We start from the raw sequence: 20,497 nt of genomic DNA, 5'->3' as shown, positions 1-20,497 counted from the left end.
CATTCTCCTCAAGTCAGATCGATTCTAACATCAACAGCAGCATACCCCATGGTAAAATGAACCGCTCCATGAATCCATACCCCAAAAGGTGTATTTGTCCTAGCTTAGCGTGTCCTCCTTCACAAAATCCGCCATAGAACGCACCACAACCTTGCCCGGATCAGCGGGAAGGAACGGCTGGTTCCCGTCCGAGCGCGCCTTGAAGAGGATGGTCGCAGGCTGCCCCGGCAACAAGTCGAAATTGTTATCCGAGAAGATACCTTCCGCCTCCGATGAGAGCCATACATGCTTGGCTAGCACATCCGTCTCAAGCAGGAGCGCTATGCCTCCGTCCAGCTCGCACCGTGTAACCGTAATCGATGGACGCGACAGCTTCAATTGCTTGGATGGTACAAAATAATGCGATGCACGGGCAATGATCCCTTCTTCTGTATGCAGCTCCGCCATAAGCACCACCTCCTTGGGATCAAGCTCTGCCAGTATACTGCCCGTTGACAGCGTCAGCGTGCATCCAGCCGTGTTGCCGCCGATTGCTGCGGGCGCAGACCATGTCTTGAGCACATTACCCGCAAAATTCAGCAGCCTTACCTGCAATGTTCCGCTCACTGGCTCTAACCGATCGGATACCAGATGGATACCGACCATGCCCCCGAGTGTGTCGTCCATCGAGAGCAGTATATCCTCAAAGCTGCGCTTCACCGCATACTGGGTCGCTTTCCAGCGTCCATAATAATCCATGCTTGCCCAAGAGGCTACTGGCCAGCAGTCATTCATTTGCCAATATAATGTTCCCATGCAATAGGGTTTGCGGCGGCGATGAGCCTCAATCGCTATCTTCATCGCTTCTGCCTGCAGCACCTGGCTCATATACAGGAAGGAGGGGAAATCCTTCGCTTCCTTCATATACAGCTCCATATACTCCTTAATCAGCCGGTTGCCATGACCGTTCTTCTGATGGGATAGCATGACAGGTGACTCCAGCTCCATATCCCCCTCCTCGGCATAAGCTCGCACGGAACGATATTCAGGGAAGGATTGAAAGCCGTATTCGCTCATGAACCGTCCAATATGAATATTGTAATTCGCAAACGGCTCAACGGCATGCCAGACGCCCCAGTAATGTATATCTCCGCCTGTCGTGCTGTTGGTCGCATGCTGGCGGATGTCGCCGGTCAGCTCTACCATCGGAGAGGACGGCCAATAATCCGTGCCTGGCGCATATTGCTCTACCGCTTCCGGCAATATCCGATGGAAGATCGCCTCGTAATCTGCCCAGATTCGAGCCTGCAGCTCTGGACTGTACGCTCTTCTCCAGCCCCAGCCCCGCTCATCATCGTACTGAGACCAGGCAATATCAATCTCATTGTTCCCGCACCATAGCACAATCGACGGGTGATTGCGCAGGCGCTTCACATTTTGCACCGCTTCCTCGCGCACATTGCTCTGGAAGGCCGCTCCGCCCGGGTACATACTGCACGCAAACATGAAATCCTGCCATACCAGCACGCCATACTCATCGCATAATTCGTAGAAACGGTCATCCTCATAGACGCCGCCGCCCCAGACACGCAGCATGTTCATGTTGGCTTCCACTGCGGAAGCAATCTCATGACGGTAGCGCTCCTCCGTCACCTCGGTTAGGAAGCTGTCATTCGGAATATGATTAGCTCCCTTCGCAAATACCGGAACTCCGTTCAACTCGATATAAAAGGTGCTGCCGTATGTATCCTTCTCCCGCACCAGTCTCACCTGACGCAGCCCCGTGCGCACAGATCGTTCTGCAACAACCGTCCCGCCAGCCAGAAGCTCTGCAGTGAATGTATACAGCGCGGGCTCGCCAAGGCTGCGACACCACCACAGGCGCGGCTCTGCAATGACCGCCTCCAGCCGCACCGTATTCTCGCCAGCAGCAAGAGAAACCGTCTGCTCCCATACCTGCCCGCCACCGCTCAGCCTCAGTTGCACCTCCTCTGGCTGCTCGGCTTCGATCTCGACCACGGCGCACAGCTTGGCCTCCTGCTCCGTCACCTTCTGTTGCTGGATATATACATCACGCATGCGCCAGCCGCTCCATGCCTCGAGCCGTACCGGACGCCAGATGCCGCTCGTTACAAATCTCGGCCCCCAATCCCAGCCATAATGATACGGCGCCTTGCGCGCAAACACACTGATCTTGCGATTACCAAGCCCTCCGGCCTCTGATTGGTCGTTCGTAGCTGGCAAGCTGTAGCCGAGCTGCTCCAGCTTGGGCAGATCCTCCTTCACTGGCGAACGAAAGCGGATATGGAGGTGATTGCTGCCGCTCTGCAGCAGACGCTTCACATCCGCGCGCCAGGTACGAAACATATTGTCTGTCTGCAGTAGACATACGCCGTTAAGCGACACCTCGGCATAGGTATCCAAACCTTCCAGTACAAGCTCCAGCCTTGAATGGGACAGCCATTCATCCCCTGCTACAAAGCGAGTCTCATATTCCCAATCCTGCTTGTCAATCCATTGGAGCTCCTGTTCGTTGGTGCCATAGAATGGAGCAGGTATCTGCTCATTACGCAGCAAATCCGTATGCACGCAGCCCGGCACCTTCGCCGGAAGCCATCCTTCCTGGTCACAAGCCTTGAACCTCCATTGATCCAATACTACACTTGATCGCATCCCTGTTCTCCTCTCCTCGGGCATCCCGCTCTGTACGCTCTTCCTCCTGTTCGTTCACTCCTGTATATCACCCTGTTTGTGCTATCCATCCATTCACCCCTGCGGTGTCTATCGCTGCCACGAAGCGTAGTCGGTAGTTGTTGGTGTTATATGGAATTATACCATAATCGTAGCGCTTGCAGCCTAGCGCCGATGCTCTCCAGACTATGCTCTTCAAGCTCCGTCATCCTATAGGAGTCGAGTCGAACCACATAAAAAGAACTATGCACCTGCAACGCGCTGCAGATGCATAGCTCGACATCGGATGAGGCAGATGGCCTGAGCAGTTTCCTCTGCCCTCTGCCCTTTGCCTGCGGCCATCTATTAATAAAAGCTATATATACGTGTACGACCTAAAGGTAGCTGCTTGTCCATGATAGATGCCATCGTCGCCAATAAGGTTCCAGACTGTCGCCTGCTTAATGTAGAAGCGCTTGCCTGTTCGGGATATACGGATGCCGGTATAATCATCTACATAGCCGCTCGTCGTCACCTGCTCGAGGAAGAGTTCCCGCTCCTCGCGCTCCATCGGTTCCGCTGTCAAGCGGGAGGGCGTCTTGGTGAACTGCTCCTCATCCATCTCCCACAGCCTCTTCGCAGCCTCATTACCATAATTGAGCACAGGGTCCGCCTCCGTACCATGCGATAGGATGATGCAGGGTGCCGTATCCAACTGCTCACGAAGCGATATTCCCGGCTGCAGCTCGACCAGGTCACGGCCTGTCCATCGCTTGTAGCTGCTCCACAGCAGCCTTGCATGGCTATCCAGCCAAGCTGTCTCATTGGTTGTCATATGTGTTCCTCCTTGAGCCATACCTATTCGCGCTATGCTCCGACTCACACGAATGCTCCTGTCCCGGCTGCCCTTGCCACAGACGAACCCTGTCACAAGCCTGCTGGTCTTCCACATCCGCCTTCATACAAGCTTGCAAGGGAGGTGGCTGCTGCCACAACGCATGAAACAAGCATGAAGCGTTAGTCTGTGCTAGTCTGTACTAGTCTGTCATGCCCTGCATGAGCCGACATGTTAGCGCTGCAGCCTGCGATTCCGGTATGCCCAGTGATTGGTCGGGCCATGACCCGCTCCGATCTGGATGCCATCCTCAATCGCCGCTTGAATGAATGACTTGGCCTGCTCCAGTACAGCAGGGATCGCAAGCCCCTGTGCCAGTCCCGCAGCCAGTGCGGCAGAGAAGGTGCAGCCGGTGCCATGCGTTCTTGCTGTCTCGATGCGACGGCCGGCAATCTCGGTGAAGCTATGGCCATCATACAGCAGATCAACTGCCTCCGACCCGGAAGCGTGCCCACCCTTGATAATGATATGGCGCGCCCCATAATCGGCGAGCTGCCTGGCTGCATCACGCAGATCCGACTCCGTGACGATCGTTCGTCCTGTCAGCGTCTCTGCCTCTGGAATGTTGGGCGTGATGATCTCAGCCAGCGGGAACAGCTCGCGCCGCATCGCCTCGATCGCCTCGGCCTGCAGCAGCGAAGCTCCTCCCTTGGCGATCATCACCGGATCGACGACCAGCTTCGTCCAGCCTTGCTCCCGGATCGAATCTGCGACCACATGAATAATCTCGCTGCTGAATAACATGCCCGTCTTGAGCGCATCGACCCCGATGTCGCTGCCGATCGAGCGAATCTGCTCGGCCACTGCCTCTGGCGGCAGCGAGTAGACGCCCTGCACCCCTGTTGTATTCTGGGCGGTGATGGCGGTCAGTGCAGACATGCCGTATACATCCAGCTCCTGAAAGGTTTTCAGATCGGCTTGAATCCCTGCCCCGCCCCCGCTGTCAGAGCCAGCTATGGTCAGCGCTCTGGGCGGTCTGGCCACCCTATGCTGAATAGTCATAAGCCCACCTCCTTCATTCGGTTCATTCTATTGTAATCGGGCATGTCAAGAAAGCATAACCCAGTAGAGGGCGAGAAGGCGGTGAACGCTACCCTTGAGCGGGCTAGAGGACACGCCCTGGTATCTGGCTATCGCAGCACCGGCGCGCCGAAGCGTCCCGGCTCAAAGGCTTGCTTGAAAGCCGCATACCCCTTGCCTTCAATTATATCCGCCGCAAGCATCGCTGTAGCCGGACTAAGCAGGATGCCGTTGCGGTAGTGTCCTGCTGCCAGGATAACCCGCTCTCTCCCCGGCACACGGCCGATCAATGGCAGGCCATCCTGTGTTGCCGGGCGCAGACCCGCCCAGCGGTGGAATGGCGTTCGTTCAGCCAGATGGGGAAATAACTGCTTGTTCCACTTGCGCAGCCGCTCGATGCCGCGCTCCGTCACTGTCGTATCGAACCCCGCGACATCCTCGGAGGCGCCGCAGACGAGCGTTCCGTTCGCTTTGGCAACCAGATAGCCCTGCGGTCCGAACACCATATGGCGCACCGGCTCGCCCGGCTCCATCTCATAGGCGCAGATCTGCCCGCGGATCGGATAGATCGGGAGGCGAACATCCAGCGCCTCCTCCAGCTCCTGTGCCCAAGCCCCTGAGCAGACAAGCAGCAGGCTGCCCGAGAAGACGGCGCCGCTCGCCGCCGTCACCACCACTTCCCCCCCGATAACGCTACTCGTGAGCTGCTCCAACTGCTCATGAATCTGCACACCCAGCTTGCGGCAGCCCGCCTCCAGCGCCTTCACAAAGTCCGGTGCGTAGACGTGGCTTTCCTCCGGTGTATATAGTGCGGCCTGAATAGTCGGCGACAGCATCGGCTCCAGCCTGCGCAGCTCCTCTCCCTCGACTAGTCTGCCCGAGGAGCCGTGCTCGCGTTGCCATAACAGCCGCCCCTCCAGCACCAGCAGATCGGCGGCATGGCTCGCCACATAGAGGCTGCCCGACTCGGTATACTCGAAGCTTGCGCCAGATACCTCGCGGACAGCGTGCTGCCAGCTCGGATAGAGAGCCAGACTTTCCCGGCACAACTGAAAAAACTCGTCCGGGCCTTCTACATTTTCCGAATAGGGAGCCAGCATGCCGGCTGCTGCACCCGACGCCTGCCCTCCGCAGCGCCCCGTCTCCAGCACAATCGCCTGATGTCCCCGGCGCTGCAGCTCCAGGGCACAGCTTAGTCCGATGATGCCTCCACCCAATACAATGACTGTTTCCTTCATGCGCTCTCATCTCTTTTCATCGAATTGCGCCGTTGCACGTCGCCATCTTGCTCACTTAAATGCCGCGAATGCCAGCATGACAGCCGCTTACCGGATCATATATTGCTCCAGCCCACTGCTCGCCGTAGCATATTTCTTCTTCGCAATCCGTCCCGACAGGTAGGACAGGCGACCCGCCTCTACCGCCAGCTTCATCGCTCCTGCCATCCTAACCGGGTCCTTCGCCTTGGCAATCGGTGTATTCATGAGCACGCCGCTCACGCCCAGCTCCATTGCCTGTGCCACATCTCCGGCAGAGCCCAGTCCAGCATCCACGATGATCGGCACGCCCGCCTCCTCAACGATCAGACCGATATGGTATGGATTCAGCAATCCAAGTCCTGTACCGATCGGAGCTGCGCCCGGCATCACCGCCGCGGCGCCCGCCTCCTCCAGCCGCTTGCACAGGATCGGATCATCGGATGTATAGGGGAGGACCGTGAAGCCCTCCTTCACCAGAATCTCTGTCGCCTTGAGTGTCTCGATCGGGTCAGGAAGCAGCGTGCGCTCATTGGCGCTAATCTCGACCTTGATCCAGTCGCTCAGTCCCGATGCGCGGGCCAGCCTGGCGATGCGCACAGCCTCGTCAGCCGTTCTCGCACCGGATGTATTAGGCAGATACGTATAGCTGCCCTCCTCGATATGCTGGAGGATCGAATCATCCTCCGTCGCATCCAGATTGATGCGACGGATGGCGAAGGTCAGCACCTCCGAGCCGGAAGCGCGGACCGCCTCCTTTTGCACATAGGGATTCGGAAATAGCCCTGTCCCAATAAACAGACGCGAGGACAGCTCCTTGCCGCCAATCATCAATTTGTCCTGACTCATCCCGTTCAGCCTCCTCCTACAAAATGCACCAGCTCAATCTTCATCCCCAGCTGCACCGGTACCGACGCCCATTGCTGAGCCGTCAGCACCTTGCCCTCCACCTCAGCGACGAGCGGCTTGCCCAGCAATCCCAGCTCCCTCACCACATCTTCCACATGCTGCACCTGCTCCAACTGGCGCGGCTGTCCATTAATGATCAATTCCATGCTCATTTCCCTCTCTCCAGCTTGCGAATAAACGCCTCGCACGTTCCCTTGACATCGTCGCTGCCTACAATCTCGCTAATCGCACAGATGCGTGTTGCACCCGCGGCCAGCACCTCATCCACGTTGTGCAGCTTAATACCGCCTATCGCCACGAACGGAATCGTAATCTGCTCACTCACCTCACGTACATAGCGTACAGTAACCGGGTCAACCACATCGGCCTTCGTCTTCGTGGGGAAGACGGGGCCTACACCGATATAATCTGCACCCTGCTCCTGCGCCAGCAATGCCTCCTCGATCGCATGAGTGGAGATGCCGATGATCTTGTCTCCAACCAGACGTCTTGCCTCCTGCAACTGCACATCGCCCTGACCGAGATGGACGCCGTCCGCCTCCGCCTCCAGCGCAATATCGATGTCGTCATTGACGATAAAGGTCACATTATACTTGCGGGTCAACGCCCGCAGCGCCTTCGCCTTCTGCAATACCTCGTCCTTGCTGCCGGTCTTGTCCCGTAGCTGGATAATATCAACACCACCTAATATTGCCTGCTCCATCACCTCGATCAGATCGCGCCCAGGGTGGAATGACTCGCCAGTAATCGCATATAATCGAAAATCCTTCATGTGCTTGTTCCCTCCTTATGAGCTCTAACACGAACAGCCTTGCTGCGTTCATCACTCCTGGCTCTTTGCTCCATCACAGCCGGATTACTGTTTGCCACTCGGAATAATATTAATTGCCGATATATCTGGCATACAGCGATTTGGCTCGCACCGCATCGCTCGTTCCCTGCACAAGCACTCGCCCCTCGGCAAACAGCACTAGCCGCTCGCCCTCCGGCAGCTCCACACGCAGCAGGAACGGGTTGCTCGTCACTGTGACAGCTACCCGCTCCAGCCTGCTGCGCCACAGCTCCAGATCGAGCGGCTTGCCGTAGCTAGCAATCTGCACCGTATCGCGTCCGCAGAGCGACACCGCCTGCTCCTCGCTCTGCCACTCCAGTGCCGGATAGTGGCGAAGCTGACAGCACGGGCAATCCGCCAGCGGCTCGCCAAAGCTAAGCTCATAGAAGCGGTTATGCCAGATATCGAACGTCACCAGGCTGCTCCGGCGATGCGCTTCGTCACCCACCAGCAGCTTCATCGCCTCGACGGCCTGATAGGAGGCGACGATGTCCACGACCGGGCCGATCACTCCGATCGTATCGCAGGTTTCGCCGGCGCTGTCCCCTGACTGGATAAAGCAGCGCAGACAGGGCGTGCGGCCCGGAACGAACAGCGCACTCATGCCGCGCGAGCTGACCGCTCCTCCATAGGTGAATGGAATGCCAGCGCGATAGCAGGCATCATTGAGCAGGAAGCGGGTACGGAAGTTGTCTGTTCCGTCGAGCACCAGATCCATGCCATCCAGCAGCGTATCCACATTGCTCAGCGTCACATCCGTAACCACCGCCTCGATGTGCACCGACGAATTGATCTGCCGCAGCTTGCGCTCTGCTGCGACCGCCTTCGGATACATCTCCAGCACATCCCGCTCGTCGTACAGCATCTGGCGCTGCAGATTGCTCGCCTCGACATAGTCGCGATCCACCAGCCGCACGTACCCGACTCCAGCACGTACCATATGGTTGGCCAGCACCGTGCCGAGCGCACCCATGCCGACAATACACACCTTGCTATCCAACAGCCTGCGCTGTCCCTGCTCCCCGATCGGGGCGAACAGCAGTTGGCGCGAGTAGCGCTCATGAAGCAGCCCCTTTTGCTCCGGCCTTTGATCCATCGAACCGACCGCTCCTTCCTGTATTCAGCTTCTGTTTATATTCTGCGGCTTCGGCACATCTAGCACGGATTGCGCCTCAAGATTACGCCTCACCTCGCACCCAGCTCCCAGGTGCGAGCCGTTGCCCGACAGCCCGACAGCGACCGCCCGAGCATACCGCGCCCTCACAATGACCTCTGCCCTGCCTCATCGTATGGACTGACACTTATGCCTTACAGGTTGCGGAACGCTGAGGCCGCATCGACATCATTGCGCAGTTGCCCTTTTTCCTTCAGCCAATCAATCACCGCTTGCCACGATTCGGCCGTCTGACTCCCGAAGCCTGCATCACCGGCATCCATCAGCGGCAGCAGTGTCTCTAGGCTCAGCTTCTCAATCTCGGGGTCCAACGGGAAATCGGCGTTCTGCTTGTTCAGCAGATTCGCAAGAGAGGCTTCTGGATGATCGGCCGTATACGCCTGGCCTTTGGCCGCTGCCGCCAGAAACTTGCGGATCGCCTCACTGTTCTTGGACAGCCCCTCTTCACTTGCCGTAAATACCAGCTCATAATAATCCGGCACGCCATACTTCGACGGGTCGAACACCTGCAGCCGAATGCCCTCCTTCTCCAGCAGCAGCTTCTCATGGTTGATATAGCCGCCAATGATCGCGTCCACACGCTTGGTCGTCATCGCCGGAATAAGATCCCAGCCAATATCGACATACTTCAGCTTCGAGCTGTCGCCGCCATCGCTCTCTACCATCGTATTGACGATCGATTCATCGAGCGGAATCGATGGATAGCCGATCATCTTGCTCTCCAGATCCTTGGGACTGTTCACGCCGGAGTCAGCCAGGACAAACAACTGGTTCAACGGATGACGCACGATCGAGCCCACCGATACGATGGGGATGCCCTCGGAGCGTGAGATGGCCACCTGCATCTGATAGCTGATCGCCAGATCAGCCTTGCCTGTTGCAACCAGCTTCAGTGCGTCATTCGTGTCCGCTGGCGTCTGCAGCTTGACCTTGAGACCCGCTTCCTTGAAATACCCCTGCTCCTCCGCAGCAAACAAGAAGGAGTGAACGGCATTCGGATACCAGTCCAGCAGTACCGTCAGCTCGGTCTCCTGCTCCACCTGCGCCGTATCCGGTGCAGTCAGACCGCTCTGCTGCGGCGTCGAGCTATCGCCTGACGAGCATCCTGCCGCCGTCATGATCGTCATTAGAGCCAGCAGCAGCCCTGTGCGCTTGAACTTGAACCAAGATTGTTTCATGTACCCCATCCCCTTATCCTTATCATCTATATCGATCCAGTACTTCAACCTCATATGCTGGATGCCTGTCCAGGTTCAAACGACTGCCTTCATGCAGCGCAAGCACCGCTCATTAGGAGCATCCTCTCACCGGCTATTCTCTCGCCCCAGGCCCGCGCCGCTTGAGCACCGCCCGCTCCAGCATGCTGGCAGCCAGGAACATGGCGATGCCCATCAGCGACAGCAGCAGCACACCGGAGAATACCGCCTCGCCGCGCAGCATATTGGATGCACGCTTCGTATAGGCACCGAGCCCTGCTTCGCCGCCCAGCCATTCACCGAGCGTTGCCCCGCCTACGCTGATCGTCGCTGCCATCTTCAAGCCGGTGAAGAAGCCAGGCAGCGCCGATGGCAGCTTCCACTTGAGAAACAGCTCCTGCTTGCGCGCGCCCATCGAGCGCATCAGCTCTCCGATGCCCGCATCTGCCGTGCGAAAGCCATCCGCCGTATTGACCGCGATCGGGAAGAAGGTGAACAGCATCACGACAGACACCTTGCTCCATATCTCGTAGCCAAACCACATGACCATGATTGGCGACAAAGCGATAATCGGTATCGTCTGCGATGCAACGACCAGTGGATACAGCGTCCGCTTCGCCAGCCTCGATCCCTCGATCCAGACCGCCATCAGCACGCCCAGCAGAACGGACAGACCCAGTCCCAGCAGCGCTTCGCCTAGCGTAATCATCGCATGGCGCCATAGCAACGGCCCGTTCTCCGCCATCGAGCCGAGAACAGCCGATAAGCGCGGTATAATATAATGAGGCACCGCAAAAACAGTTGTCGCCGCTTCCCATGCCACTGCCAGCAGCAGCAGGAACAGCACAACCGGCACAGCCTCCTTCATTCGCCTGCCCATCAGCCTTCCCCTCCCCTGACAGCCGATGCGTGCCCGAGCTGCTCCAGTATCGCCCGCTTCAATTGGAGAAAGGAAGGCTCCAGCACGGCGCTATAAGTGCGCGGCCGCGGCACGTCCACCACAAATTCGCTCAAGCGCGAGATCGGTGACGCGGATGCGACCAGGACGCGATCCGAGAGCAGCAACGCCTCATCGACATCATGAGTAATGAACAGCACGGTCTTGCGGTGCTGCTCCCAGATTTGCAGCAGCCACTCCTGCATGCCCGTCCGCGTCATCGCGTCAAGCGCACTGAATGGCTCATCCAGCAATAGCGGATCGCCGCCAGACAAGAGCGAGCGCAGGAAGGACACCCGCTGCCGCATCCCGCCAGATAGCTCATGCGGACGCTTATCCCCCGCTCCCTCCAGGCCGAAGCTAGGCAACAGCTCGCTCACCTGTCTGCGCGCTTCCCTGCGCGGCACACCGGCGAGCTCCAGGCCCAGCGCTGCATTATCGATGACGCTGCGCCACGGCATCAGGCAATCGCGCTGCGGCATATAGCCGATGCGACGCACCTGACGCTTGCTGGTGACAGCGTTGTCGCCATCGCCGTCTTCGCCAGCAAGCACGATGCTGCCCGCTTGAGGCTCCAGGAGACCGGCGAGCAGCCGGAACAGCGTCGTCTTGCCGACACCGCTTGGGGCGAGCAGCGCCACGAATTCGCCGGCGCGCACCTCGAAGCTCAGTGAGTCGAACAGGGCAGGGCCTCCCTTGAAGGCATAGCTCAAGCTGTGCACCGCCAGAGACGTCCTGCTCCCGCTGCGAGCCGCCGCGCTAGAGCCTGAGGCGCTAGAAGCCGCAGTGCTGGAGTCCGCAGTGCTCACATTGGCAGCTTTCCAGCCCGGCGCGCTCAAATTGGCCAATCCTCTTGTTTATAGGCCACATCCCAGAACAGATATTCGAACTTGGAGGTGATCACGAAATGCTCCTCCAGTCTCGCCAGCTCGCGCTCGGGCAGCCCTTCCGCCAGCCTGTCCATCAGCCCGATCGTCCAGTCGGTCAGTTCGCCAAATTCTGGCGAGCTGTACATCAGAATCCACTCCTTATAGAGCGGGTGATCCAGGCTGCCCGGAATTCTGGCAAACGTCGTGCCAATCTCGCGATAGCTCCACATGCAAGGCAGCAAAGCCGCAACGACCTCGGCCAGCGAGCCGTTAGCTGCAGTGTCCAGCATATATTTGGTATAGGCGATCGTCGTCTGGGTCGGTCGTGTCGCCTCCAGCTCCGCACGCGAGATGCCGAAGCGCTCCGCGTATTGGCGGTGCAGCTCCATCTCGACATTCAGCGTGGAATACAACAGCTCCGCGAACTTGGTGATCGTCTCCAGGTCACGAGCCTTCAAGCTGCCATACGCAAATACCTTGGCATAATCGATCAAATACACATAATCCTGCTTCATATAATATATGAACCGCTGCGGATCAAGCGTGCCGTCCCGCAGCTCTGTCAGAAACGGGTGCGCATGGCAACGCCCCCAAATCTCTGCCACCGACCGGTATAATCTCTCACTAAAACGCTCCATCTGTATTTCTCCTCTCTGTCTGTTTCTGCCGCCTCGGCTGATTGCACCACTGCGCGATAAAACCGATCATCACCTTCGTATACTCCAGCAGCTCCTGCAGGCTGATGCTCTCATCCACCGCATGTGCCTTGGCCAGCTCTCCCGGCCCGTAGATCACCGTCGGTATGCCGACCCTCCCAAGCCAGCCCGCATCAGTCACGGTCGGACTCATGCCGACCGTAGGCGCAGCGCCAAGCAACTGTTCATGCGCAGCGGACAAGGCTTGAAGGCCAGGGTGGCCGGGGTCAAGCTCCAGCGACGGGAAGATCTCGCCGCGTTCCTCCAGCATCGAACGGCCGCCCCAGCGAAAGCTCGGCGGATGCTCGCGCAGCCACGGATCTGCGGCTGCGGCGCGCAATAGATGCTCCTCCACCTCAGCCGCAACCGATTCATAATCCTCGTCGGGATAGAAATGCACCGTGATCCACAGCGAGCAGCTATCAGCCACAAAGGCCGCATGACGGCCGCCCTCAATCACGGCCGGGTTAATCGTATTGGAGCCAGGCGGGAAACCGGGGTAAGCCTTGGTAACCGCCCAGTGCCGTTCCAGCTCCTGCAACGACCCGATCAGCTTGGCCATCTTCTCGATGGCACTCGCGCCCATCACGCCGCCACCCGCATGAATCATGCGACTGCGCATGCCATCATGGAAGGTGACTGGACTTTGCACTGTAATCCAGCCGGTAATGACGCCGCCCTGTCCTTGAATATGCATCGAGCTGGTGTCAGCGACGACTGCAAAGTCGGCATAACATCCGCGCTCGGTACAGGATAAGGTGCCCGCCTCTCCGGCTTCCTCGCCTATGACCGACTGGAACAGGACATCGCCCCGCAGCTCTACGCCGTCCTCATGCAGCAGCTTCAGGGCGAACAGCAGCGCTGCCATTCCGCCCTTCATGTCGGCTGTTCCGCGCCCGTACAATCGGCCGTCTGCCAGCTCCAGCTTGAACGGGTCACGCGCCCACTGCGCCGTGTCCCCTACCTCGGCCACATCGATATGACCGTTCAGCAGCAGGCTGCAATAACCGTCACTATCTGTACCTCGTTTCACCGCCGTCACATTCGGATCGCCGGGGAACACCTCCCACAGCTCAGCCTCGAAGCCGATCGCTTCTAGCTGTGCCTGTACGAACTGCTGCGCTTCATGCGTATTGCGCGCAGGCGGGCTGACTGTCGGAAAGCCGATCAGCTCGGCCAGCAGGGCGATCAGCTCCCGAGGTCGCTCATCCACAGCTTGCTGCAGCCTCGCAATCCTTGCCTCTGTCATTACTGCCACGTTCCTCCTTTGTGCTTGCAGGCGCAGCATAGGAGCAGCTTGGCAGCTCCGTTTCACGTAGAAATATAAAAAAACCATTCGAGAATAGACGAATGGTTTACAATTCGATACGTTCTCTACGCCAGCATTACCTGGTTCAGATTAACGGTCAGAAGCATAAGGCTTCTATCTCAGCCGGACTCAATCCAGCACCCGTACTCCATATGAAGTTAGCTCTACTATACCGAAAGCGAACCTTTTTGGCAATACATTGCTGCAGATCTGCATCCACAGCTATAGTTAAGACTGGAATCAACCGTCTCCCCCTGCTCCAAGCATAGCCGGATCATAGGTCTCCACCCGTCCGCATCCCTTGCAGGAAGCCAGCAGATACATCCTCGTGCTTGGCCCGGACAGCGCATCCTGCGCCGTGGCAACCAGAGCCGTCTCCTGGATGCTGCATTCGCCACCGCCGCAGGAGGGGCAGCGGAAGCGATGAGCCACCAGCTCGAGCGCAGCACTCTGCCTGATGTGTGCCTGCTCGATGACTGATGAAGAAGGCTCATCGTTCGCGCCAGCCCCCTCGCCTGCAACGATAACATGCTCGGGGAGTACCTCGTGCATACATAGCGGGCAGATCGAATCAGCAGTTAATATGACTTCCTCCGCACACCAAGGACATTCAACACTCATCTGGATCATCCTTTCGCTTCAGAATATTCATTTCGGACGGTTCTGGGAGACGGCTAGCATACGTTGTTCATGTGTAGTATACTTCACCCATAATATAGACTCGAAGCAAGCTCTAGCGCAATAGGCAAGCGAACAGAGCAACTGCATGCCAGTCAGCTACTTACTCATAAAGGAGCCTGATCCCGTGATGTCCATGAAGCCCGTATATACCGATACCTCCCCCAAATCACTGTTGAACAAAGGAAGCGGCTACCTGACTGGCTATAGCCATACGCTTAATCCGTATGTCGGCTGCTCCTTTGCCTGCTCCTATTGCTACGTGAAGCAGATGCCTGTGGCTCTCTTCCGTCAGGCGTCATGGGGAAGCTGGGTCGATATAAAACGGGGTGCAGCGTCTCTCTTCCGCAAGGAATACCAGCGCGCCGCAGCCAAGGGGGCGGTCACCATCTTCATGTCCTCCAGCACAGACCCGTACCAGCCGATCGAGCATAAGGAACAGATTACCCGTTCCTTGCTGGAGGCGATGACAGAGCAGCCGCCTGATTTCCTGCTCATTCAAACACGCAGCCCGCTCGTCAGCCGTGACATCGATCTACTGCAGCAGCTTGGAAGCAAGGTGCGTGTCAGCATGACCGTCGAGACCGATCTGGAAGAGATACGCAAGCATTTCACCCCCTACGCCCCGCCCATCGCCGCAAGGCTCCGAGCCATCCGCGAATTGGCAGAGGCAGGCATTGCCGTCCAGGCCACGATTGCTCCCGTCCTGCCCAGCAGCGAGCGATTCCCGCAACTGCTGAACACGCTTCCACTCCAGCATGTCTGCGTGGATGATTACTATATGGGTGATAGCAGCGGCGGCAAGCGCACAGAGCGAAATGGTACGGCGGCGCTGTATCGGGAGCTTGGCCTGGAGGACTGGTACAGCAAGGACGCCTGGCGTCTGGTCTATGAGCGACTTCGCGAGGTGTTCTCAGACGAACAACTGCGCGTCAGCCAGCAGGGCTTTGCGCCGTAGTCTCCTCAGGATGTCATAGAGCCATCTCACGTTAGCGTGTCACCTCAGTGTGACTCCTCGCTTACCCAACCTGCAGCAGTCGGACGATCTCGCCGTCTATCAGCTCTTCACTCACTTTCTTGAACCCTAACGACTCATACAGGGCAGCGGCCGCATGATTCTCCGGGCGATGACCAATCATGATACGCCCGGATGCCGGGCTCATCAGGTCAATAAGCTGCTTCAGCGCAGCCCTGGCATAGCCCTTGCCCTGATGCTCGCCATCGATCATCACAGCCGGAATCCAGCAATTCCCTTCCTGATCCGGCTCAGGACAATACACGATGAATCCTACAAGCTCTTCCTTGAAATATATGGCAATCAACTCAAATTCATGTACATATTTAGCTTCGGCAATCCAGTTCACCACGGGTGCGGGAAACACCGCAAGCTGCTCCTCCTTCACCTTCAGTCGGCTGCAAGCATACCAGTTATCGACTGTCACCGGCTTCAACATCACTTCCATCGATCTCATTCCTCTCCTAATGACCTCGCAGAGGAATATGAACTCCTCTACGCATTCACCCAAGCTATCGTAGCATTCACCTTCACCTTAGTCGTTCTCATCCCACATCACTCCTTCCCGTAATGGAACCCTCTTCAGCATACTATAAATGAACTAAAATAGTAAATATTCCCTGTCCTCAAGCCAAGAACATCAACACCAATGCACCAACAGCAAAGCAGTAAAATGAAAAATAAATGAGACGCCCCCGTTCCATCACACCCACAAACCAGCGAAAAGCGTAGTAGGTTGCTACAAAAGCGCAGAGGAATGCCAGTACATACGGAATAGCCAGGCGCCCAAGCTCAGGGTCATTTGCCAGCTCCTTAACTTCAAGGATCATCCCGCCTGCACTGATCGGAATATACATCAGAAAGGAAAAACGAAGCGCATGGGACTGTCTGAGTCCCAGCCCAAGTCCGGCAATCAGCGTGGCGCCGGAGCGGCTGATCCCTGGAATAAGCGCCACGACCTGCGCCAGGCCAATCAGCAGCGCGTCCTTGGCAGTCAACTGCGCATCTTGCCTGCGGCCCCGCAGATTGCGGATCAGCCAGAGCGCAGCTCCTGTTACCAGCAGTGTCACGCCGATAGCCGTCATTCCTTTGAACGCCTCGGCGATGGCATCCTTGAACAAGACACCTGCTATCCCCGCAGGGATCGTGGCAATGATCAGGTAGACGACCATCTTGAAATCTGACCGTCCTTCCTCCTGGCGATGAACAAGGTATGACCAGCTTCCGACAGCAAGACGACTAATATCTGCTCTGTAGATCAGCAGTACGGCCAGCAGCGAGGCAAAATTGACGAGCACTTCAAAGGACAACCCCTCGATCTGCAGGCCAAATAGCCGCTGGGCGATAATGAGATGTCCGCTGGAGGATACCGGTATCGGCTCTGTCACCCCTTGGAGCAAGCCGAGCAGTGCGTATTTTACATTCAACCAAAGCTGTTCCATCGGCTGCGAATCCCCCTCTTATGATCATTACGGATGGTCCGGCAGCCGCTATCATGTGAGGCGCACACGCCAGGCGTGTTCAGTGAATATCCGACCGTTTGAAATAGATGGCAGCCAGGATCAAGGAAAAGATCGACACCACCGCTATCGACACATAGGAATACAGCGGCGGATAGACGTCATTGAAGCTGCCCGTAGCGATGACATAAGGCACCGACCACGGATAGAGGACGACATACTCGTTATTGATAATCGCTACATTGCCCATCGTGAGCGCCGCGGTAAAAATAATCGTCGGCACATAATTTTTGAACCATAGTGTAACGAGCATCGTCGGCGCGGTAAGCAAAAACATCAGCCAGCCTCCCGCTACATATTGCTTGAGCGCATGATACATTACCTTGAGACTGAGCCCGTCATATCCGGCGATTGTACCAAGCAGCAGAATGGATAGCCAGCAGAATAGTGTCAGCAGCGTGATCCACAGAAAAAGCAGCAGCAGCTTGCTCAGCAGCAGACGAAGGCGGGAGATGGGAATGGTCAGCATATGCTTCAGCGTATCCTCTGCATACTCTCGCTGGAACAGATAGGCTGTAATGACACCATACAGCATCGTGCCAAGCAGCATGGTCAAGTATAGATTCGTCTCGCCGAAGGCTTCCTGGAAATAGATCGGCTCCTGCGGCTTTTTGGCTTGCAGATTCAGATAGCCGATAAACACCATCAGTGGTGCGGAAGCCGCTCCGATCAGGCTGACAAGCAGCATCTTCGCCCGCTTCAGCTTGAGCAGCTCAGCATACAGCAGATTAACCAAAGGTGCCACCCCCGATCAGACGGACAAAATAATCCTCAAGCCGCTCGCCCTTCACATCGATCCGCGAGACGTCAATTCCTTGCTCGACAAACAGTCGATTCAACTGCGCCTGCTGGCCGAGATGTGAATAGATGCGCAATATGCCGCCACCCCTTGCCACATAATCAGTTATGCCCAGTCGCTGCTCCAGCAGCAAGACGGCCTTGTTATCGTCAGACACCTGAAACTCCATGTAGTGGCGATTTTGGGCGCGCAGCTCGTCCATCGAGATTTCCTCCAGCAGCCTCCCCTGATGCACAATTCCGATTCGATCTGCCAATTGCTCCACCTCAGGCAATATATGGCTTGAAATCAGAATCGTCATCTGCCGCTCCTTCGCCAAGGTTCGGATCAGGCCGCGCATCTCCTTAATGCCCACAGGGTCCAGCCCGTTCGTCGGCTCATCCAGGATGAGCAGCTCCGGGTGATGCATGATCGCCCGCGCGATGCCAAGCCGCTGCTTCATCCCGAGCGAATAGCTCCCGACCAGCTTTTTCGTTTCCTGATGAAGGCTGACAATTTCCAGCGCCTCCTGCAATGCCTCCGGTTTGTGAATGCCGAGCAGCCTGGCATTAATCTGCAGGTTTTCCCGAGCTGTCAAGTTCTCATAGAAGCCGGAAAATTCAATCATCGATCCGATCCGCTTCAGTAGCTGCCCTGGCCCGGTATCGATTCGCTCCCCAAATAGCTCCATCCTGCCCGATGTCGGGCGGATGAGCCCGAGCAGCATGCGGATCGTCGTCGTCTTGCCCGCCCCGTTCTGCCCTAGAAAGCCGTAGATTTGCCCTTTGTTTACATTCAGGTTCAAGCTGTCGACCGCTTTGTGCGTACCATATTGCTTCGTTAAGTCGGTTGTTTTAATGATCGTTTGCATGCTCTCCTCCTGCTGATGCATGGTGTAGCCTTAGGATATATACTGCCGGACAAGCTCTATCATAAGCAGTGGATTTTAATTGCCTCTTAACGAGTTATTAACCGTTTCTTAACTCTTGGCTTGCGCAAGCGTGAGCGTAAATACCGTCTTGACCCCCGGCTCGCTCTGCACCTCCAGTCTCCCGCCATGCAAAATGGCGAGCTCACGGGCGATCGCTAGCCCCAGACCACTGCCGCTTTGGCTCTGTCTGCGCGAGCGGTCGGCCCGGTATGTCCGCTCGAAGATGCGCTCACTCTCCTCTGGCGCGATGCCTGACCCGCGATCCCATATATTGAGTACCCAGCACTCTTGATCCGCATCCATGCCGGATGTGAGCCGCACGCCCAGCACACCACCGGATGCACCGTGCTGCAGCGCGTTAAGCAGCAGATTGTCCATAATTCGTTGAAGGCTGAGCCGATCTGCATCGACCGCACAGACCGCGTCAGGAATATCAGCTCGTAATTGTACACCAGCCTGATCCAATTCAGGCAGCCGGGCAATGACGGCTTCCCTTGCCAGCTCGGCAAGATCAAGCCGCTCCGGTTGCAGCGTTAGCTCATCCGCATCCAGCTTGGCAAGCTGAAACAGATCGTCGATGAGCCGCTTCAGGGCGGCCGCCTTCTCCCCCACAATCTGTACATACTGTGCCTTCTGCGCGGGCGAAGCTTCCAGGTCGTCCCGCAGCACATCGATATAGCCGATAATCGAGGTTAATGGCGTCCGAATGTCATGGGATATATTGGAGAGCAGCGTCTTACGAGCTGCCTCCGACCGTATGGTACGTCCCTGAAGCGCCGCAAGCTGTGCGAGTAGTTCATTCATGCTGAAGACAGCCTCCTGTAGCTCACTGTCATGCTGAGCCAGCAGCCGCATCGTATAGTTGCCATCCGCCGCCCGTGCTAGCTCGCTCACCAACGTGCGAAGCTGCGCCCGCAATTGCCATTGCCGATGCACAAGAGCAAGCGTGGGCAAGGCAATCAGAGCGAGCAGTACAGCAAGCAGCCACGGCTGCGCTTCCCCCGCTATCAGGAAGTACCCCAGCGCAGCCAGCGACAGCAGTTGAAGCAGAGCCAGCCACAGATTGGCGCTACGCATCCTCCTTCTCCCCTGCAAAGCGATAGCCGATCCCCCACACAGTCTGGATGAGCTGCGGCGAAGACGGGTCCCGCTCGATTTTTTTGCGCAATTTGCGAATATGAACCATAACCGTGTTATCATCCTCCAAATAATCGCTGTCCCACACCTGACGAAACAGTTGTATTTTCGTAAATACCTGCATCGGATGGGACGCGAAGTAATAGAGCAGCTCGAACTCCTTGGCAGTCAGCATCACCTGATGGCCGTCCCGAATGACATTATGGTGCTTGCGGTCGATAACGAGTCCCTTATAGCGCAGCTCCGCCTCCTGCCTTGCGGCTGCTCCGCTCCCGAGCACATGAAACCGCCTGATTTGCGCTTTGATGCGAGCCAGCAGCTCGTGAATTCCGAACGGCTTCGTCATATAGTCGTCGGCGCCAATCGTGAGGCCCAGCACCTTGTCAATCTCCTGATCCTTGGCAGTAAGCATCATTATCGGCACATTCGTATGCTCACGCAGCCTGCGGCATACCTCGATCCCGTCGATGCCTGGCATCATGATGTCCAGTACGACGAGATTATATCTCGCTTGTCCGAACAGCCTGATGGCTTCGTCTCCATCGGCTGCCGTATCCACCTCGTACCGTTCCTTTCGCAAATACATGGCCAGCAGCTCACGGATTTCCCGGTCATCATCCGCGACCAGTATTCTGCATGTTTCCATCTGACTATCCCACCTCTCGATATGAAATATTATTACATATATAAAATATCA

The 20,497-nt window shown here is 57.0% G+C and carries 21 protein-coding genes and 1 riboswitch; of the genes, 1 reads left to right on the top strand and 20 read right to left on the bottom strand.

What is annotated here, in order from left to right:
- Positions 1–99 precede the first annotated feature (99 nt).
- The 14 genes from ACY1JZ_RS03220 to ACY1JZ_RS03155 all read right to left on the bottom strand — a co-directional run bounded on the left by ACY1JZ_RS03220 (position 100) and on the right by ACY1JZ_RS03155 (position 14,362).
- Positions 100–2,652 (bottom strand): beta-mannosidase, encoded by a 2,553-nt coding sequence (locus ACY1JZ_RS03220; protein WP_462628046.1) that lies wholly within the window; start codon positions 2,650–2,652, stop codon positions 100–102.
- A gap of 373 nt (positions 2,653–3,025) precedes the next feature.
- Complete coding sequence (locus ACY1JZ_RS03215) at positions 3,026–3,484, bottom strand: MEKHLA domain-containing protein (protein WP_462628045.1); 459 nt, start codon at positions 3,482–3,484, stop codon at positions 3,026–3,028.
- A gap of 234 nt (positions 3,485–3,718) precedes the next feature.
- Entirely contained in the window at positions 3,719–4,546 is an 828-nt protein-coding gene (gene thiD, locus ACY1JZ_RS03210; RefSeq protein WP_270171154.1) for a bifunctional hydroxymethylpyrimidine kinase/phosphomethylpyrimidine kinase, read from the bottom strand.
- A gap of 128 nt (positions 4,547–4,674) precedes the next feature.
- Positions 4,675–5,802: a glycine oxidase ThiO gene (gene thiO / locus ACY1JZ_RS03205; protein WP_462628044.1), complete on the bottom strand. Its 1,128-nt coding sequence runs from the start codon at positions 5,800–5,802 to the stop codon at positions 4,675–4,677.
- 87 nt (positions 5,803–5,889) lie between these two features.
- Entirely contained in the window at positions 5,890–6,669 is a 780-nt protein-coding gene (locus tag ACY1JZ_RS03200; RefSeq protein WP_462628043.1) for a thiazole synthase, read from the bottom strand.
- A 5-nt stretch (positions 6,670–6,674) separates the two neighbouring features.
- Positions 6,675–6,881 (bottom strand): sulfur carrier protein ThiS, encoded by a 207-nt coding sequence (gene thiS, locus ACY1JZ_RS03195; RefSeq protein WP_462628042.1) that lies wholly within the window; start codon positions 6,879–6,881, stop codon positions 6,675–6,677.
- Complete coding sequence (thiE, locus tag ACY1JZ_RS03190; RefSeq protein WP_270171162.1) at positions 6,878–7,501, bottom strand: thiamine phosphate synthase; 624 nt, start codon at positions 7,499–7,501, stop codon at positions 6,878–6,880. Before thiE ends, thiS begins: the two co-directional genes overlap by 4 nt.
- Before the next feature lie 109 nt (positions 7,502–7,610).
- On the bottom strand, positions 7,611–8,657 hold the full coding sequence (locus ACY1JZ_RS03185) for a ThiF family adenylyltransferase (protein WP_462628041.1): 1,047 nt from the start codon (positions 8,655–8,657) through the stop codon (positions 7,611–7,613).
- 212 nt (positions 8,658–8,869) lie between these two features.
- The gene (locus ACY1JZ_RS03180; RefSeq protein WP_462628040.1) at positions 8,870–9,913 is read right to left on the bottom strand and encodes an ABC transporter substrate-binding protein; all 1,044 of its coding nucleotides are present in this window, start codon (positions 9,911–9,913) and stop codon (positions 8,870–8,872) included.
- Between the two features lie 133 nt (positions 9,914–10,046).
- Complete coding sequence (locus ACY1JZ_RS03175; protein ID WP_270171169.1) at positions 10,047–10,811, bottom strand: ABC transporter permease; 765 nt, start codon at positions 10,809–10,811, stop codon at positions 10,047–10,049.
- Positions 10,811–11,707: an ABC transporter ATP-binding protein gene (locus ACY1JZ_RS03170; RefSeq protein WP_462628039.1), complete on the bottom strand. Its 897-nt coding sequence runs from the start codon at positions 11,705–11,707 to the stop codon at positions 10,811–10,813. Before ACY1JZ_RS03170 ends, ACY1JZ_RS03175 begins: the two co-directional genes overlap by 1 nt.
- Positions 11,704–12,375, bottom strand: a complete 672-nt coding sequence (gene tenA / locus ACY1JZ_RS03165; RefSeq protein WP_270171173.1) for a thiaminase II — start codon at positions 12,373–12,375, stop codon at positions 11,704–11,706. Before tenA ends, ACY1JZ_RS03170 begins: the two co-directional genes overlap by 4 nt.
- Positions 12,362–13,681, bottom strand: coding sequence for an acetylornithine deacetylase (locus ACY1JZ_RS03160; RefSeq protein WP_462628038.1), 1,320 nt, complete (start codon positions 13,679–13,681; stop codon positions 12,362–12,364). Before ACY1JZ_RS03160 ends, tenA begins: the two co-directional genes overlap by 14 nt.
- A 105-nt stretch (positions 13,682–13,786) precedes the next feature.
- Positions 13,787–13,896, bottom strand: a riboswitch (TPP riboswitch).
- A gap of 85 nt (positions 13,897–13,981) precedes the next feature.
- Positions 13,982–14,362: a zinc ribbon domain-containing protein gene (locus ACY1JZ_RS03155; RefSeq protein ID WP_270171175.1), complete on the bottom strand. Its 381-nt coding sequence runs from the start codon at positions 14,360–14,362 to the stop codon at positions 13,982–13,984.
- Positions 14,363–14,555: 193 nt separating this feature from the next.
- Here ACY1JZ_RS03155 and ACY1JZ_RS03150 point away from each other — a divergent pair, with 193 nt between their 5' ends.
- Complete coding sequence (locus ACY1JZ_RS03150; RefSeq protein WP_462628363.1) at positions 14,556–15,377, top strand: SPL family radical SAM protein; 822 nt, start codon at positions 14,556–14,558, stop codon at positions 15,375–15,377.
- Between the two features lie 61 nt (positions 15,378–15,438).
- On the opposite strand, the gene ACY1JZ_RS03145 is transcribed toward ACY1JZ_RS03150, so the two are convergent.
- The 6 genes from ACY1JZ_RS03145 to ACY1JZ_RS03120 all read right to left on the bottom strand — a co-directional run bounded on the left by ACY1JZ_RS03145 (position 15,439) and on the right by ACY1JZ_RS03120 (position 20,446).
- A complete protein-coding gene (locus tag ACY1JZ_RS03145; protein ID WP_462628037.1) occupies positions 15,439–15,882 on the bottom strand; it encodes a GNAT family N-acetyltransferase in 444 nt (147 codons plus the stop codon).
- 178 nt (positions 15,883–16,060) lie between these two features.
- Complete coding sequence (locus ACY1JZ_RS03140; protein ID WP_462628036.1) at positions 16,061–16,876, bottom strand: undecaprenyl-diphosphate phosphatase; 816 nt, start codon at positions 16,874–16,876, stop codon at positions 16,061–16,063.
- 79 nt (positions 16,877–16,955) lie between these two features.
- Positions 16,956–17,690, bottom strand: a complete 735-nt coding sequence (locus ACY1JZ_RS03135; protein ID WP_462628035.1) for an ABC transporter permease — start codon at positions 17,688–17,690, stop codon at positions 16,956–16,958.
- A complete protein-coding gene (locus tag ACY1JZ_RS03130; RefSeq protein WP_462628034.1) occupies positions 17,683–18,603 on the bottom strand; it encodes an ABC transporter ATP-binding protein in 921 nt (306 codons plus the stop codon). Before ACY1JZ_RS03130 ends, ACY1JZ_RS03135 begins: the two co-directional genes overlap by 8 nt.
- 108 nt (positions 18,604–18,711) lie before the next feature.
- Positions 18,712–19,740: a sensor histidine kinase gene (locus ACY1JZ_RS03125; protein ID WP_462628033.1), complete on the bottom strand. Its 1,029-nt coding sequence runs from the start codon at positions 19,738–19,740 to the stop codon at positions 18,712–18,714.
- Positions 19,733–20,446, bottom strand: coding sequence for a response regulator (locus ACY1JZ_RS03120; protein WP_462628032.1), 714 nt, complete (start codon positions 20,444–20,446; stop codon positions 19,733–19,735). Before ACY1JZ_RS03120 ends, ACY1JZ_RS03125 begins: the two co-directional genes overlap by 8 nt.
- Positions 20,447–20,497: the final 51 nt, after the last annotated feature.

Source organism: Paenibacillus sp. J5 (assembly GCF_054955055.1).
Note: the sequence above shows the minus strand (reverse complement) of the source record. Positions and strands in the feature narration are given on the sequence as shown.

Coding starts and splice junctions, on each gene's coding strand:
- ACY1JZ_RS03220 (WP_462628046.1), bottom strand. CDS start 2,652: ATGCGATCAAGTGTAGTATTGGATCAATGGAGGTTCAAGGCTTGTGAC.
- ACY1JZ_RS03215 (WP_462628045.1), bottom strand. CDS start 3,484: ATGACAACCAATGAGACAGCTTGGCTGGATAGCCATGCAAGGCTGCTG.
- thiD (WP_270171154.1), bottom strand. CDS start 4,546: ATGACTATTCAGCATAGGGTGGCCAGACCGCCCAGAGCGCTGACCATA.
- thiO (WP_462628044.1), bottom strand. CDS start 5,802: ATGAAGGAAACAGTCATTGTATTGGGTGGAGGCATCATCGGACTAAGC.
- ACY1JZ_RS03200 (WP_462628043.1), bottom strand. CDS start 6,669: ATGAGTCAGGACAAATTGATGATTGGCGGCAAGGAGCTGTCCTCGCGT.
- thiS (WP_462628042.1), bottom strand. CDS start 6,881: ATGAGCATGGAATTGATCATTAATGGACAGCCGCGCCAGTTGGAGCAG.
- thiE (WP_270171162.1), bottom strand. CDS start 7,501: ATGAAGGATTTTCGATTATATGCGATTACTGGCGAGTCATTCCACCCT.
- ACY1JZ_RS03185 (WP_462628041.1), bottom strand. CDS start 8,657: ATGGATCAAAGGCCGGAGCAAAAGGGGCTGCTTCATGAGCGCTACTCG.
- ACY1JZ_RS03180 (WP_462628040.1), bottom strand. CDS start 9,913: ATGAAACAATCTTGGTTCAAGTTCAAGCGCACAGGGCTGCTGCTGGCT.
- ACY1JZ_RS03175 (WP_270171169.1), bottom strand. CDS start 10,811: ATGGGCAGGCGAATGAAGGAGGCTGTGCCGGTTGTGCTGTTCCTGCTG.
- tenA (WP_270171173.1), bottom strand. CDS start 12,375: ATGGAGCGTTTTAGTGAGAGATTATACCGGTCGGTGGCAGAGATTTGG.
- ACY1JZ_RS03160 (WP_462628038.1), bottom strand. CDS start 13,681: ATGACAGAGGCAAGGATTGCGAGGCTGCAGCAAGCTGTGGATGAGCGA.
- ACY1JZ_RS03155 (WP_270171175.1), bottom strand. CDS start 14,362: ATGAGTGTTGAATGTCCTTGGTGTGCGGAGGAAGTCATATTAACTGCT.
- ACY1JZ_RS03150 (WP_462628363.1), top strand. CDS start 14,556: ATGAAGCCCGTATATACCGATACCTCCCCCAAATCACTGTTGAACAAA.
- ACY1JZ_RS03145 (WP_462628037.1), bottom strand. CDS start 15,882: ATGGAAGTGATGTTGAAGCCGGTGACAGTCGATAACTGGTATGCTTGC.
- ACY1JZ_RS03140 (WP_462628036.1), bottom strand. CDS start 16,876: ATGGAACAGCTTTGGTTGAATGTAAAATACGCACTGCTCGGCTTGCTC.
- ACY1JZ_RS03130 (WP_462628034.1), bottom strand. CDS start 18,603: ATGCAAACGATCATTAAAACAACCGACTTAACGAAGCAATATGGTACG.
- ACY1JZ_RS03125 (WP_462628033.1), bottom strand. CDS start 19,740: ATGCGTAGCGCCAATCTGTGGCTGGCTCTGCTTCAACTGCTGTCGCTG.
- ACY1JZ_RS03120 (WP_462628032.1), bottom strand. CDS start 20,446: ATGGAAACATGCAGAATACTGGTCGCGGATGATGACCGGGAAATCCGT.